Origin of the sequence: Micromonospora citrea, from assembly GCF_900090315.1 — a bacterium.
Taxonomy (GTDB): Bacteria; Actinomycetota; Actinomycetes; order Mycobacteriales; family Micromonosporaceae; genus Micromonospora; species Micromonospora citrea.
Map to the genome: position 1 here is coordinate 1,067,525 of NZ_FMHZ01000002.1, position 13,963 is coordinate 1,081,487.

Here is a 13,963-nt window from a genome sequence, read left to right on the forward strand (position 1 = left end):
CTCGCGCTCACGGTGCCACCCCCCAGATGGACAGGCCCGTCGTCTCCGGCAGGCCGCACATGAGGTTGGCGTTCTGCACGGCCTGGCCGGCGGCGCCCTTGCCGAGGTTGTCCAGCGCGCTGAGCACGATCATCCGGCGGGAGTCGACGTCGACGGTGGCCTGCAGGTGGCAGGAGTTGGAGCCGAGGGTGGCGGCGGTGTGCGGCCAGGCGCCCTCGGGCAGCACGTGCACGAACGGCGCGTCCGCGTACGCCTCGGCGAGCACCGCGCGCGGGTCCACGCCCCGCGCCGGCACGGCGGTCACGGTGGCGAGGATGCCGCGCGGCATCGGCGCGAGCACCGGGGTGAGCGACAGGCCGGTCGCTCCCGTGGCCTGCTTGATCTCCGGTACGTGCTGGTGGGTGCCGACGCGGTAGGGCGACAGGTCCCCCATCACCTCGCTGCCGAGCAGGTGCGGCTTGGCCGCCTTGCCGGCGCCGGAGGTGCCGGAGGCCGCGACGACCACCACGTCGGCCGGGGAGGCGGCGCCGGCGGCGATCAGCGGGGCCAGCGCGAGGGTGATCGCGGCGGCGTAGCAGCCCGTGTTGGCCACCCGCGTGGCGCCGGCGATCAACTCCCGCTGGCCGGGCAGCTCGGGCAGGCCGTAGGTCCACTGCCCCGCGTGCGTGCCGCCGTAGTAGTTGGCCCAGGCGTAGGGGTCGGCCAGCCGGTGGTCGGCGCCCAGGTCGACGACGCGGACGTCGGGCGGAAGCTGGGCGGCCAGGGCGGCCGACTGGCCGTGCGGCAGGGCCAGGAAGACCAGGTCCGCGTCGGCCAGCGCCGCCGCGTCGGTCTCGCCGAGGACCATGTCCAGCCCGGCGAGCTGCGGGTGTACGACGTCGAGCCGGTGCCCGGCCTGGCTGTGCGCGGTGGCGGCGACCAGGTCGAACTCCGGGTGCCCGGCGACCAGGCGGATCAGCTCGCCCCCGGCGTAGCCGCTCGCCCCGGCCACCGCGACTCGGATACCCATACCCACCTCCGCATGACTATGCAGCAAAGGCTAGCAGGCAGTGATCCGATATCGCAAGTTCATGCAGTCGGCCGCATAATCAGCGGCGAGGCGGGCCGGACGCGACGCAGGCCCCGCGCCGCGGGATCGCGACACGGGCCTCGTCGAGGGGCGGCACCGGTCAGAGGCGGCCCTCCTCGACCGCCCGGGTCACCCACGGGATCACCTCGTCGAGCATCTCGTCCAGCGAGGTGGACGCCGTGAAGCCCAGCACCTCCCGGGACTTGGTCACGTCCGGCACCCGCTTCTGCACGTCGTACCGGTAGGGCTCGTCGGAGACGTACCGGAACGGCACGTCCGCGCCCTTGATCTTGCGCCAGATCAGCTCGGCCAGTTCCAGGACGGTGGTCGACTCGGCGGTGGAGAGGTTGAAGTCCTCGTTGTGCGCCGCCGGGTGCTCGATCGCCGTGGCGATCCCCCGGGCCAGGTCGCCGCCGTACGTGTAGTGGCGCACCTGGTTGCCCTCGCCGAGGATGCGCAGCGGGTCCTGCCCCTTGACGATCTTCTGCACCAGGTCGGGCACGACGTGCGACATGGCCAGCTTGACGTTGCCGGAGAGCACCTCGGCCTGACCCAGCGCGCGCCCCTCCCCCACGCCGACGCAGTTGAACGGCCGCACGATCGTGTACGGCAGCTGATACTGCTCCCAGGCCGCCCGGGCGTAGTACTCCACCGCCAGCTTCTGGAACCCGTACGACGACAGCGGCGGCGGGATGCGGCGCTCGTCGCCCTCCCGGCTGGGCCAGTGCTGGGTGGACTCGAAGACCATCGAGGAGGAGAGGTAGGTGACCTTCGCCAGCCGGCCGTCGCGGCGGGCGCGGATCGCCGCGTCGCAGGTGGCCGCCATGATCCGCTCGTTCGTGGCGAGCAGGTCGTAGGCGTACGCGTGGAAGTAGGAGATGCCGCCGATCATCGCCGCCCCCGCGACCAGGTGGTCGCAGCCGTCGAGCAGCTCGGTGAGCAGGTCCACGTCCCGGGCGTCGCCCTCGACGAAGCGGAACCGGGGGTGCTCGTCGTAGCTGTGGGTGACCGGGCCGTACTTGGAGAAGTTGTCGACGCCGACCACCTCGTGACCCCGGTCGAGCAGCTCGGAGACGAGATAGCCGCCGATGAAGCCGGCCGAACCAGTTACCAGGACCTTCGCCACGTGCGCTCCTATGCGGTCGTCTCGAACTCGGTGCTGCCCTGCGGGTCGCGCTGGGCCGGCACGGCCCCGGTCGGGGCGGCGCGGCCGGCCAGGCTCTCCCGGCTCAGCCGTCGACCGTAGGCGAAGAAGTACCAGCGCAGGTAGCCGGGGAGGAAGCGACCCAGGTCGAAGTGGGACTCGCCCAGCGGGCGGTCCAGCCAGATGGTGGGGATCTCGGCCACCGGCAGGCGCAGCCGGGTCGCCTTCGCGGTCAGCTCCAGCCCGATCTCGAAGCCCGTCCGCGACTCGATGCCCACCTCACGGACGAACGCGGTGTCGTACGCCTTGAAGCTGTTGGTGGCGTCGCGGGTGCCGACGCGGGCGAAGGTGTAGAGGCTGCGCCCCGCCCAGCGCGACATCAGCCGCTTCAGCCGGGGCCCGCCGACCTGCTGGCCGCCGGGCATGTAGCGGGACGCGGCGGCCACCACCACCCCCCGGTCGACCAGCCGGGCCAGCTCGTCGATCTGGCGGGGGTCGTCGCAGCCGTCGGCCATGGTGACCACCACGACCGGGGCGCGCGCCGCGTCGATGCCGAACCGGATCGCGTTGGCCGGGCCGCGACCGTAGGTGTTGAGCACCGCCCGCACCCGAGGATCCGTGCGGGCGACCTCCTCGACGTACGGGACGGTGGTGTCCTCGGGCGTGTCGTGCACGACGAGCACCTCGGCGGGGAGCAGCACCTCCCGCAGCATCCGCTCAAGGCAGCGCAGGATCGCCTCGCCCTCGTCGTAGACGGGGACGATCACCGACACCCGGGGCCTCACACCCGCACCCCCTGCCCGGTCAGCCCCCACATGTCGATCACCGGCTTGTCGGTTTCCAGGCGGGCGTACTGCTCGTGCGGTGCGGCGATGACCAGCAGGTCGGCCCGGCGCAGCACCTCCGGCAGGTCGACGAACCGGTCGTCGGCCACGTAGGGATCCGTGCAGAGCGTCTCGCGGGTCTTCAGCGCCAGGATCTTGCGCAGCTTGTACGCCAGGCTCTCCCGGGGATCGTCGCTGCCGCCCTTGAACGCCATGCCGAGGATGCCCACGGTCAGCTCCGACAGGTCGAAGCGGTCCTCCAGCCGCGACACCAGGTAGAGGGGCAGCCCCTCGTTGATCAGCATCGCGGAGTGGCCGAGCACGAAGTTGTTCCGGTTGAACGCGGCGAGCTGCATGGTGTCCTTGAACAGGCACGGCCCGGCCGCGAAGCCGGGCATCGGCAGGTCCGCCGCGCGGGGGTAGTCGTACGCCACGGCGTGCCGGATCCGGGCGAAGTCGAGCCCGAAGTCGTTGGCCATCATCCAGAACTGGTTGGCGGTGGCGAACTTGATGTAGCGCCAGGTGTTGGTGAACAGCTTCGCCAGCTCGGCCTCCTCCGGCTCGAGCGGCACGATCTGCTCGGTGAGGTGCCGGAAGAGCTTCTCGGCGCGCGCCAACGCCGCGGGCGTACGGGCGGCGACGATCTGCGGCAGCGCGAACAGCTCGGTCATCGCCCGCCCCTCGGCGATCCGCTCGGGGCAGAACGCCACGTCGGCGCGGATGCCCTTGCCGGCGAGGAGCTTCTCGGTCAGCGCGGTCACGCCGGGGTAGACGGTGCTGCGCAGCACGACCAACTGCCCGTCGCGCAGGTGCTCGGCGCAGCGCTCCAACGCCCGGGGCACCGCGCCCAGGTCGGGGTTGAGGTGCTCGTCGACCGGGGTGCCGACCACGACGACGAGGTGCTCGGAGGCGCCGACGCTCACCGGATCGGTGGTGGCCCGCAGCCGGCCGGCGGCGACCGCCTCGGCGAGCGCCTCGTCCGCGCCGGGCTCGGCGAAGGGCAGGGTGGCCGCGTTGACCGTGGCGACCGCCTCGGCGTTGATGTCGTACAGCACCACGGAGAGGCCGCGGGAGGCGAAGGCGATGCCCAGCGGCAGCCCCACCCGGCCGCAGCCGCCCACGACGCAGACATCGACGGAGGTGACCGGCGAATCATCAGACATGACTGGTCTCCCGTGGGGGTGGCGGGTGTGACAGCGGCAACAGTCGGAATTGAAGCAGGTTATCCGCTCGGATGTGACTCACGGGTAGCAAAAAGTTTCGACCGAGCTGACCATTCGGCGGATCGGTTGCCGAGAGTCACCACCCGGACACCGAAGGCGATCGAGGGGTCGGTGGCGACGCGTGACCCCGCGATCACTCATCGACTGGCATAATTGGCCGCGCGGCGGTGTGGGGCCGGGAGACCGGCCCGCGGGGGCACACGACGGAGGTCGCATGGCGCTGACGTTCCAGATCCTCGGTCCGGTCCGGGTCTGCCGCGACGGTCGACCGCTGCGCCTGCCCGCCGGCCGCCCCACCGCCATGCTGGTCACCCTGCTGCTGCACGCCGGCGTCGCCGTCCCGGTCGAGCGGCTGCGTGAGGAACTGTGGGCCGGGCCGGCCCCCGCCTCCGCGGTGGCGAACCTGCGCAGTCACGCCAGCCAGCTGCGCCGCCTCCTCGCCGCCCCCGACGAGCCGGCCAGGCTGCACGCCCGGCACGGCGGCTACCGGCTCCGGGTCGCCCCCGGCGAGCTGGACGCCGCCGAGTTCGAGCGGCTGGCCGCCGAGGGGCACGCGGCCTGGAGCACCGGCGCGCCCGACCTCGCGGCGCCGCTGCTGGAGCGGGCGCTGGCGCTGTGGTCGGCGGCGGACCCGCCACCGGCGTACGGGCCGGCGACCGCCGCCGCGTTCGACGGGCTGCGCGAGCGCCGGGCCGCCGCCCGGGAGGCGTACGCCGCCTGCCGGCTGGACCTCGGCGACCGGGGCAGCCCCACGCTGCTCGCCCTGCTGCGCGCCCACCTGGCCGAGCACCCGCTGCGCGAGCCGGCCTGGGCGCTGCTGATGACCGCCCAGTGCCGCGCCGGCGACCAGGCCGCCGCCCTGGAGACGTACCGGGCCGCGTGCCGGTCCCTCGCCGGGGAGCTGGGCGTCGCCCCCGGCCCCGAGCTGACCGACCTGTACCGCACGCTCCGGCGGCACGAGGCCCGCCCCGCGCCGGCCGTGGACCGCCCGACCGCCCACGCCCGGGACCGCCCCACCGCGCCCCGGCCGGTGCCGCACGAGCTGCCCTGCGCCGCCGCGCCCTTCGTCGGCAGGCACGCCGAGCTGGCCCGGCTGCGCGCCGCGCTGACCGCCACGTCCGGGCAGCCGGTGACCGTCGCCGTCTACGGCATGGCCGGCGCCGGCAAGTCGGCCCTCGGGCTGCGCGCGGCGGCCGAGGTCCTCGACGCCTTCCCCGACGGCCAGCTCCACCTCGACCTGGGCGGGTCGGTGGCGGGCGTCCCGCTCTCCCCCGTCGAGGTGGCCGCCCGGGTGCTGCGCTCGTTCCGGGCCGCCTCGGGCGGGGCGGAACGCGCCGGCCTCGCGGAGGCGCGCGCCCGGGTCCGGTCACTGCTGTTCGGCCGGCGGGTGCTGCTCGTGCTCGACAACGTCGCCGACCCGGCGCAGGTCGACGGGCTGCTCCCGGCGCGCGGCGGCTGCGCGCTGCTGCTCACCAGCCGCTGCCCGGTGCCCGACGGCGACGCCCGGCCGCTGCGGCTGGACCCGCTGCCGCCCGACGACGGGCTGGCCCTGCTGCGCGCCACCGCCGGCGACCGCCGGGTCGACGAGGAGCCGGAGGCGGCCTCGACGGTCGTCGCGCTCTGCGAGGGGCTGCCGCTGGCGTTGCGCACGGCGGCCCGGCGGCTGGCCGAGGGGCCGCACTGGACGATGGCGCGGCTGGCCCGGCTGCTGCGCGACGAGCGCTACCGGCTAGCGGAGACCGGGCTGCGCCCCCGGCTGACCGCGAGCTACCGCCGGCTCGGCTGGGCCGCGCCGGTGTTCCGCCGGCTGGGCGGGGCCCGGACGGGGCCGGTCACCGCCGAGCTGGCCGCCGCGCTGACCGGCGTGCCGGCGGAGGACGCGGCACGCGCCCTGGACCGGCTGGTGGCGGCGCAGCTCGCCGAGCCGGCCGGGCCGGGTAGCTACCGCATCGGCGAGCTGGTCCGGCTCTACGCCGCCGAGCTGGCCGCCGCCGCCGAGCAGCCGTCCGGTCAGACCGGCGCCGGGGTGCCCTCCCGGTAGCCGCGCGCCTGGAGGGTGAACAGCCGCGCGTACCCGCCGCCGGCGGCGAGCAGGTCGTCGTGCCGGCCGTGCTCGGCGATCCGACCGTCGGCCAGCACGACGATGGTGTCCGCGTCCCGCACGGCGTTGAGCCGGTGCGAGATGAGCAGGCTGGTCCGCCCCCGGCGCAGCTCGCGCAGCCGGGCGTGCAGGTCGTGTTCGGCCTCGGCGTCCAGCCCGGAGCTGGGCTCGTCGAGGATCAGCAGGTCCCGGTCGGCGCGCAGGAAGCCGCGCGCCAGCGCCACCCGCTGCCACTGACCGCCGGAGAGGACCACCCCGGCCTGCGGGTCGTCGCGGTCCGGGCCGTCGAAGAAGATCCGGGTGAGCAGCGTGTCGTACCCCCGGGGCAGCGCGGTCAGGGCCTCGTCGACACCGGCCTGCCGCGCGGCGGCCCGCAGCCGCTCCCGGTCGTCGCGGGCGGTGAGGTCGCCGACGGCGATGTTCTCCGCCGCCGACAGGTCGTACGGCATGAAGTCCTGGAAGACCGCGCCGAGCCGCTCCCGCAGCGCCGCCGGGTCGAACTCCCGCAGGTCGGTGCCGTCCCACCGGATCGTGCCGCGTTCCGGGTCGTAGAACCGGCAGAGCAGCTTGACCAGGGTGCTCTTGCCGGCGCCGTTCAGCCCCACCAGCGCGGTCGTCCCGCCGGCCGGCAGGAACAGGTCCACCCCGCGCAGCACCCACGGATGCCGCGGCGAGTACCGGAACCACACGTCGCGCAGCTCGATGCCCTCCCGCAGCGGCGGCACCGGCCGGGCCCCGGCCGGCACCGGCAGGTCCGGCTCGGCCCGGCGGACCTGGTCATAGTGGTCGAACAGCAGCAGCGCCCGGTGGATCGCGCCGAGCTGACCGACCAGGCCACCCAGCGCGCCCTGCACGCCCGGCACGGCGGCCAGGTAGATCACCACGTCGCCGGGGGTCAACCGGCCGGCGGCGGCCGCCGCGACGGCGTAGACCACGCCCGCGCCGGCCACGCCCGCGCCGAGCAGCCCCAGCAGGCCCTGGGCGCGCAGCTCGCGGCGGTCCAGCCGCTGCTCGACCCGGTGCATGCCGTGCAGCTCGTCGAGCATCCGGTCGCCGAAGAACCGGCCCAGGCCGAAGAGCCGGACCTCCTTGGCGGCGGGCACCCCCACCAGCAGTTGGGCGAAGAACAGGTCGCGCCGCTGGAAGTGCTCCAGGTGCAGCACCATCGCCGCGCGGGCCCGGTTGAGGCGCAACTGCATCCAGAGCGTGGGCAGCGCCGCGACCAGCACCAGCAGCCCGATCACCGGGCTGAGCACCAGCAGGACGCCGAGGAAGCCGCCGAGGGCGAGCAGGCTCTGCACCGCGCCGAGGGCGTTGCCGGTGAGCTGGGTCGGCCCGAGGTGCCCGGTCTGCTGCGCCGCCTGCAACCGGTCCTGGAACTCCGGATCCTCCAGCCGGACCAGGCCGACCAGGCGCAGCACCGCGTCGTGCAGCCGCCGCCGCACCAGCCGGGTCACCGCCCGGTCCCGCTCCCGCTCGACGTACGCGCGCACGTGCGGCAGGACCACCCCGGCCGCCGCGGCGACCGCCAGGCCGACGCCGAGCAGGGCCAGCGACGCCCCGCCGCCCGGCCGCTCGCCGGTGAGCCCGTCCAGCACCAGCTTGGTCAGCCAGGCGACCAGCACCGGCGTCAGCCCGGCCAGGACGGCCAGCACCACGTCCCCGGCGGTGCCGCCCGGAGCGGCCCGCCAGGTGAGCCCGAGCGCCTCCCGGGCGTGCCGGACGGCCTGCCGGGGAGCCAGCCGGGGGCCGGTCACCGCGCCACCGGCAGGTCCAACCGGGCGATGCCGAACGCCGTGGACGCCACGACCCCGCGCTCGTCGAGCAGGCCGAACGCGGGGAAGCCCTTGATCCCGAACGCGATCGGCAGCGGCCCGCTGCCCGGCTCCACGAAGACCGTCGCCAGCCCGGCGAACTGGGCCGCGTACGGCTCGGTCTCCGGGCCCTTGCCCACCACCACGACCCAGACGTGCTCCGCCCCGCCCGGCATGCTCCGCGCCCGGTCGATCAGCAGCGGCACCTGCTCCTCGCAGTGCTCGCAGCTCGGCGTCAGGAACGCCACCAGCGTCATCGGCGGGATGTCGGCGCGGGTGCGCACCTGGCCGTCGACGGTGGTGGAGACGAAGTCGCCGGGCAGGGAGCCCACCTCCAGCATCACCTCCGGCGGCTGGTTGTGGCGGTCGTTGAGCAGGTCGGTGTGCTCGCGCAGCCGGCGGACCACGCCGAGCAGCAGCACCAGGTTGAGCAGGCCGAGCGCGCCGACGAGGACGACGGCGACGGTCAACAGCGCCATGGGAGGGCTCCTTCGGATAGCCGGGGCGACAGGGGGTCAGGGTCGGCCCGCCGGGCGGGCCGGACGGGACGGAGTGGGTGCGAAGAGCGCGACGAGGTCGTCGAGGCGGACCACGACCGCGGCGGCGGGGACGGCGGCCGCGGCGGCGATCAGCGCCGCCGCGGTGGACAGCGGCGGGCCACCGACGGCCCAGCCCAGCAGGCCGAGCAGCGCCACCGCGAGGAGGACCAGGTTGCGCGCCACGTGCCGGGCGCCGATCGGGGCGTCGCCGGCGCCGAAGCAGCGGCAGGCCGGGCGGGCGCCCCGGCGCAGCGCGTTGGCGATCGCGGCGGTGAGCACGCCGAGCAGCCCGGCGGCGAGCAGCAGCCCGGCGGGGACGGTGGACGGCACGGCGAGCAGCACGACCACGGCCGCCTCGGTGGCCACCGCGAGCCGGGCCACCGCGCGGGTCCGCCGCGCCGGCACGCCGAACTGACCGACCGAGGCCACGAAGGCGGCGAAGCCCGCCCGGGTACGCAGCTTGCCGACCACCGCGGTGAGGAACACCAGGGCCAGCGACAGCCGCGCGGCCAGCTCCACCGCTCGCATCCGGTTCCTCCTCCTCGGCGCGGGGAGGCTCACGCTAGGAGCGGCGGATACATCGCGGATACATCGACCCGCTTCGCCGACGGCGCCGCTGTAGGGCCGGTGTACCGGGCGGCCGTAGCGTCCCCGCAACGACCGGTATCGGAAGGAGGTGAACGGATGTTCCGTCGACTCGAAAGCCTGGGCGAGCGGATGCTCGGCGTGTTCGTGCCCAGGGTGACGGCCGCGGCCGGCTGCCCGCCGGACCCGTGGTGTGCCGTGTGCGGCACGTGCCACCTGAAGCGGTGCAGCCAGAACGGGGCCTGCCAGACGTTCTGCGGCTCGTGCGGGTACTACTGCAGCGCGGGGGCGAAAAGCATGACCGCCCTCTGCTGAGACCGGCACCGGCGTGCCGCCCGGCCGCGGCCGGGCGGCACGTCATCCGAGCCGGTCATCGACACCTGGACCGGGCCGGTCGGTCGACGTGCGGAGCGGGCCGGCCATCGACACGGGAGCGGACCGGTCGGTGGACACGCCGGCCCGGCCGGTCAGTCGGCGCGCAGCCGGGGCCGGACCACCACTCCCAGCAGGTCCGTCTCCGGGACGTAGCCGCACTCGCGGGAGTCGTAGCTGAACGGCGGGTTGTCGCCGAGCACCACCAGCTGTCCCGGCGGCACGACCCGCTCCGGCCGCTGCCGCAGCAGGGGCACCCGGTCGACCGGCACCGGCTCGCCGGGCACCGCGTACGCCCGCTTGATCAGCAGGCCCGGCCCGCCGTCGCCGGGCCGGGTGGGGTGGCCGGCGGTCATCGCCTCCGGGGCCACCACCACGACCACGTCGCCGGGGCGGACGCGGGCCAGCGGCACCCGCCGGGCCAGCACCCGGTCGCCCGCGCGCAGCGTCGGCTCCATGCTGCGTCCCACCACGGACACCAGCAGCAGGTGCCGACGGGCCCAGAGCAGGCCGGCGGTGGCCGACGCGAGCACGCCGGCCACCACCAGCCATCCGACGCTCGGCACCGGTCAGGCGCCGCGCAGGGTGGCGCCGAAGCGCTCGGCGGCCCGGGCGACCGCCGCGTCCCGCGCGGCCACCGCCTCCTCGACCGTCAGCGTCCGGTCCGGGGCCCGGAAGGTGAGCTTGTACGCCAGCGACCTGCGGCCCGCCCCGAGCTGCTCGGAGGCGTACACGTCGAACAGGCGCACCCCCTCCAGCAGCTCGCCGGCGCCCTCGACGAGGGCCTGCTGCACCCGCGCCGCCGGCACCGAGGAGTCCACCACCAGCGCCACGTCGATCAGCGCCGGCGGGAAGCCGGAGACGACCGGCGCGGGCGCCGCCGGGGCGGGCGGCAGCGCGTCCAGGTCCAGCTCCATGGCGCTGGTCCGCCGGGGCAGCTCCAGCGCCGCCAGCACCGCCGGGTGCAGCTCGCCTGCGTGCCCGACCACCGTGCCGTCGACGAGCAGCTCGGCGCAACGGCCCGGGTGCCAGGGCGCGTGCTCGGCGGCCCGGACCTCGACCCGGTCGGCCGGGATGTCGGCGGCGGCGAGGACCGCCCGGCCGGCCTCCACGGCGTCCGCCCAGCCGGCCTGACGGCCCGCGCCCCACCAGCCGGCCGGCTCGACGTCGCCGGTCAGCACGACGGCGACGTGCCGGGGCTGGTCGGGCACCACGGCGTCGGCGGCGGCGAACTCCTCGTCGGTGGGTCGCCGGTCCACGCCCATCGCCGGCGGGCGGCCGACGCCCGGGCGCGGGTGGAAGACGGCGCCGATCTCGTAGAGGGCCAGGTCGCGCTGGCCCCGGCCGAAGTTGCGCCGGACGATGCCGAGCAGCGGGCCGAGCAGCGTGGTGCGCAGCAGCGGCTCCTCCTCCGACAGCGGGTTGGCCAGCCGCACCGCCCGGCGGCGCGGGTCGCCCTCCGGCAGCCCGAGCTGGTCGGCCAGCTCCGGGGCGACGAACGGGTGCACGAGCACCTCCACGTACCCCCGCTCGGCCAGCGACCGGGCCACCGCCCGGCGGCGGCGCTGCTGCCAGGTCAGGCCGCGCCCGGGCGGCGCGGGCGGCAGCACCGACGGCAGACGGTCGTACCCGTCGAGGCGGACGACCTCCTCGACCAGGTCTGCCGGGTCGGTCAGGTCGGGCCGCCAGGTCGGCGGGGTGACGGTGAGCACCGCGCCGTCGCCGGCGGCGACGCCGACCGCGCCCGGGTCCTCGACCAGCCGGTCGGTGCCCTGGGCGACCGCGCAGCCGACCTGCTCCAGCAGGGCGACCACCCGCGCCGGCGGGTAGCTCACGCCGATCCGCCGGGTCGGCAGGTCCGCCGGCAGGACGACCGGGGTACGTGGCCGGACGTGGTCGATGTCGAGGATCTCGTCCCCGGCCGTGCCGCCGGCGTGCTCGGTGAGCAGTCGCACGGCGCGCTCGATGGCGACCAGCGGCAGGGCCGGGTCGACGCCCCGCTCCCAGCGCTTCGCCGCCTCGCTGAACAGCTTGTGCCGCCGGGCGGTGCGCCCCACCATCGCCGGATCCCAGTGGGCGGCCTCGAAGAGCACGTTCGTGGTGCCCGCGACGACCTCGCTGGTCTCCCCGCCCATCACGGCGGCGAGCGAGATCGGGACGCCGGCGCCCTCGCCCGCGACGGGGTTCGGCAGCCCGGCGTCGCAGATCACCATGTCCTCGGCGGCGAGCTCGCGGGTGACCCCGTCGAGGGTGGTGAGCTTCTCCCCCGCCTCGGCGCGGCGGACCACCAGCGGCCCGGCGATCCGGTCGGCGTCGAAGGCGTGCATCGGCTGGCCCAGCTCCAGCATCACGTAGTTGGTGATGTCGACCGGCAGCGAGATGCTGCGGATGCCGGCGACGGTGAGCCGCCGCTGCATCCAGCCGGGGGTCGCCGCCGTCGGGTCGACGCCGCGCACCAGCCGCGCGGCGAACCGGTCGCAGCCGACCGTGTCCCGCACCTCGACCGGGTACGCGGGCGTGTCGGTGCCGCCGGGCGCGGGCGCCAGGGCCGGGTCGCGGAACGGCACGCCGAGGGCGTGCGACAACTCCCGGGCGAGACCGCGCAGGCTCAGCGCGTACCCCCGGTCGGGGGTGATCTCCAGCTCGACCACGACGTCGTCGAGCCCGACGACGGGCCGCGCGTCGTCGCCCGGCTTGGCCGGGGTGTCCTCCGGCAGCACGATGATGCCCGAGTGGTCGTCGCCGAGGCCCAGCTCCTTCGCCGAGCAGATCATGCCGTTGGAGTTGCGCCCGTACGTCTTGCGCGCACCGATGGCGAAGCCGCCGGGCAGCACGCCGCCGGGCAGGATCACCACGACCCGGTCGCCCTGGGCGAAGTTGCGCGCCCCGCAGACGATCTCCTGCGGCTCGCCGGTGCCGTTGGCGGCGCCGACGTCGACCCGGCAGAACCGGATCGGCTTCTTGAAGCCGGTCAGCTCCTCGATCTCGAGCACCTCGCCGACGACCAGCGCGCCGGTGACGGTCTCCCGCAGGTCCACGACGGAGTCGACCTCGATGCCGAGGTCGACCAGGGCCTGCTCAAGGTCGGCCGTGGGCAGGTCGGCGGGGAGGTCGACGTACTCCCGCAGCCAACTGACAGAAACTCGCATGACTCAGACCACCGTCTCCGTGACTCGTACCCGCATCGCCTACGCCCCGACCCCGAACGCGCGGGTGAACCGCACGTCGCCCTCCACCATGTCCCGCATGTCGCTGACCCCGTGCCGGAACATGACCGTCCGGTCGATGCCCATGCCGAAGGCGAATCCCGAGTAGACCTCCGGGTCGATGCCGCAGGCGCGCAGCACCCGCGGGTTGACCATGCCGCAGCCGCCCCACTCGACCCAGCGCGGGCCGTCGCGGTGCTCCGGGAACCAGACGTCGAACTCCGCGGACGGCTCCGTGAACGGGAAGTAGTGCGGCCGGAAGCGGGTCTTCGCGCCCTCGCCGAACATCGCCCGGGCGAAGTGGTCCAGGGTGCCGCGCAGGTGCGCCATCGTGATGCCCCGGTCCACCACGAGGCCCTCGACCTGGTGGAAGACCGGCGCGTGGGTGGCGTCCAGCTCGTCGGTGCGGTAGACCCGCCCCGGCACGATCACGTAGATCGGCGGCCTGCGGGTCAGCATGGTGCGCGCCTGCACCGGCGAGGTGTGGGTACGCAGGACCAGGCCGGAGCCCTCCGACGCGCCGTCGGCGGGTGCGATGTGGAAGGTGTCCATCAGGCCGCGGGCCGGGTGGTCGGCGGGGATGTTGAGCGCGTCGAAGTTGGTCCACTCCAGCTCGACCTCGGGCCCCTCGGCCACCTCGTAGCCCATCCCGACGAACAGGTCGCTGATCTGCTCCATCAGGGTGCTGATCGGGTGCCGGGCGCCCCGGGGCCGCCGGTCGTGGGGCAGCGTCACGTCGACGCGCTCCTCCACCAGCACCCGCTGCGCCTGCTCGCGCTCCAGGACCTCCTGACGGGCGGCGTACGCGGCCTCGACGGCGCGGCGGGCCTCGTTGACCCGCTTGCCGGCGTCGGACTTGGCGGCCGGCGGCAGCGCGCCGATCTCGCGCCGGGCCAGCGAGATCGGGGACCGGTCGCCGAGGTGCGCCGGGCGCAGCGCGGTCAGCGCGTCCGGGTCACCGGCCTCGGCGAACGCCTTCTCGGCGGCGGCGACGGCCTCGGCCAGGGCGGCCGGGTCGAGCAGGGCGACCTGCTTCGGGTCGTACGGATCGTTGCGGTAGCTCATGGCGTACGGGCACTCCCTCAC

At 75.3% G+C, this 13,963-nt stretch carries 12 protein-coding genes; 2 read left to right on the forward strand and 10 right to left on the reverse strand.

Annotation, left to right across the window (positions count from 1 at the left end; translation table 11 throughout):
* Positions 1–7 precede the first annotated feature (7 nt).
* From argC to GA0070606_RS05055, 4 genes are all read right to left on the reverse strand, one after another.
* Positions 8–1,009, reverse strand: a complete 1,002-nt coding sequence (argC, locus tag GA0070606_RS05040) for an N-acetyl-gamma-glutamyl-phosphate reductase (protein ID WP_091095496.1) — start codon at positions 1,007–1,009, stop codon at positions 8–10.
* 160 nt (positions 1,010–1,169) lie between these two features.
* Positions 1,170–2,195, reverse strand: coding sequence for an NAD-dependent epimerase/dehydratase family protein (locus tag GA0070606_RS05045; protein WP_091095498.1), 1,026 nt, complete (start codon positions 2,193–2,195; stop codon positions 1,170–1,172).
* 8 nt (positions 2,196–2,203) lie between these two features.
* Positions 2,204–2,986, reverse strand: coding sequence for a glycosyltransferase family 2 protein (locus GA0070606_RS05050; RefSeq protein ID WP_245724568.1), 783 nt, complete (start codon positions 2,984–2,986; stop codon positions 2,204–2,206).
* 8 nt (positions 2,987–2,994) lie between these two features.
* Positions 2,995–4,200, reverse strand: coding sequence for a nucleotide sugar dehydrogenase (locus GA0070606_RS05055; RefSeq protein ID WP_091095499.1), 1,206 nt, complete (start codon positions 4,198–4,200; stop codon positions 2,995–2,997).
* A gap of 274 nt (positions 4,201–4,474) precedes the next feature.
* Here GA0070606_RS05055 and GA0070606_RS05060 point away from each other — a divergent pair, with 274 nt between their 5' ends.
* Complete coding sequence (locus tag GA0070606_RS05060; protein WP_091095501.1) at positions 4,475–6,301, forward strand: AfsR/SARP family transcriptional regulator; 1,827 nt, start codon at positions 4,475–4,477, stop codon at positions 6,299–6,301.
* Here GA0070606_RS05060 and GA0070606_RS05065 read toward each other — a convergent pair.
* The 3 genes from GA0070606_RS05065 to GA0070606_RS05075 are packed head-to-tail and all read right to left on the reverse strand — an operon-like array spanning position 6,271 to position 9,242.
* Positions 6,271–8,118, reverse strand: coding sequence for an ABC transporter ATP-binding protein (locus tag GA0070606_RS05065; protein ID WP_091095503.1), 1,848 nt, complete (start codon positions 8,116–8,118; stop codon positions 6,271–6,273). The genes GA0070606_RS05060 and GA0070606_RS05065 overlap by 31 nt on opposite strands.
* Positions 8,115–8,654 (reverse strand): TlpA family protein disulfide reductase, encoded by a 540-nt coding sequence (locus GA0070606_RS05070; protein WP_091095505.1) that lies wholly within the window; start codon positions 8,652–8,654, stop codon positions 8,115–8,117. Before GA0070606_RS05070 ends, GA0070606_RS05065 begins: the two co-directional genes overlap by 4 nt.
* 36 nt (positions 8,655–8,690) lie before the next feature.
* Positions 8,691–9,242, reverse strand: a complete 552-nt coding sequence (locus tag GA0070606_RS05075; protein ID WP_091095507.1) for a MauE/DoxX family redox-associated membrane protein — start codon at positions 9,240–9,242, stop codon at positions 8,691–8,693.
* Positions 9,243–9,398: 156 nt separating this feature from the next.
* On the opposite strand from GA0070606_RS05075, the gene GA0070606_RS05080 reads away from it, so the two are divergent.
* Positions 9,399–9,614 (forward strand): hypothetical protein, encoded by a 216-nt coding sequence (locus GA0070606_RS05080; RefSeq protein ID WP_091095509.1) that lies wholly within the window; start codon positions 9,399–9,401, stop codon positions 9,612–9,614.
* Between the two features lie 152 nt (positions 9,615–9,766).
* On the opposite strand, the gene GA0070606_RS05085 is transcribed toward GA0070606_RS05080, so the two are convergent.
* Genes GA0070606_RS05085 through pheS form a run of 3 tightly spaced genes read right to left on the reverse strand, consistent with a single transcriptional unit; the run spans position 9,767 to position 13,942 of the window.
* Positions 9,767–10,237 carry a S26 family signal peptidase gene (locus tag GA0070606_RS05085; protein ID WP_091095511.1) on the reverse strand — a complete coding sequence of 157 codons (471 nt, stop codon included), beginning with the start codon at positions 10,235–10,237 and terminating at the stop codon, positions 9,767–9,769.
* A gap of 3 nt (positions 10,238–10,240) precedes the next feature.
* Positions 10,241–12,820, reverse strand: coding sequence for a phenylalanine--tRNA ligase subunit beta (pheT, locus tag GA0070606_RS05090; RefSeq protein WP_091095513.1), 2,580 nt, complete (start codon positions 12,818–12,820; stop codon positions 10,241–10,243).
* Between the two features lie 39 nt (positions 12,821–12,859).
* The gene (gene pheS, locus GA0070606_RS05095; protein WP_091095515.1) at positions 12,860–13,942 is read right to left on the reverse strand and encodes a phenylalanine--tRNA ligase subunit alpha; all 1,083 of its coding nucleotides are present in this window, start codon (positions 13,940–13,942) and stop codon (positions 12,860–12,862) included.
* Between the last annotated feature and the right edge of the window lie 21 nt (positions 13,943–13,963).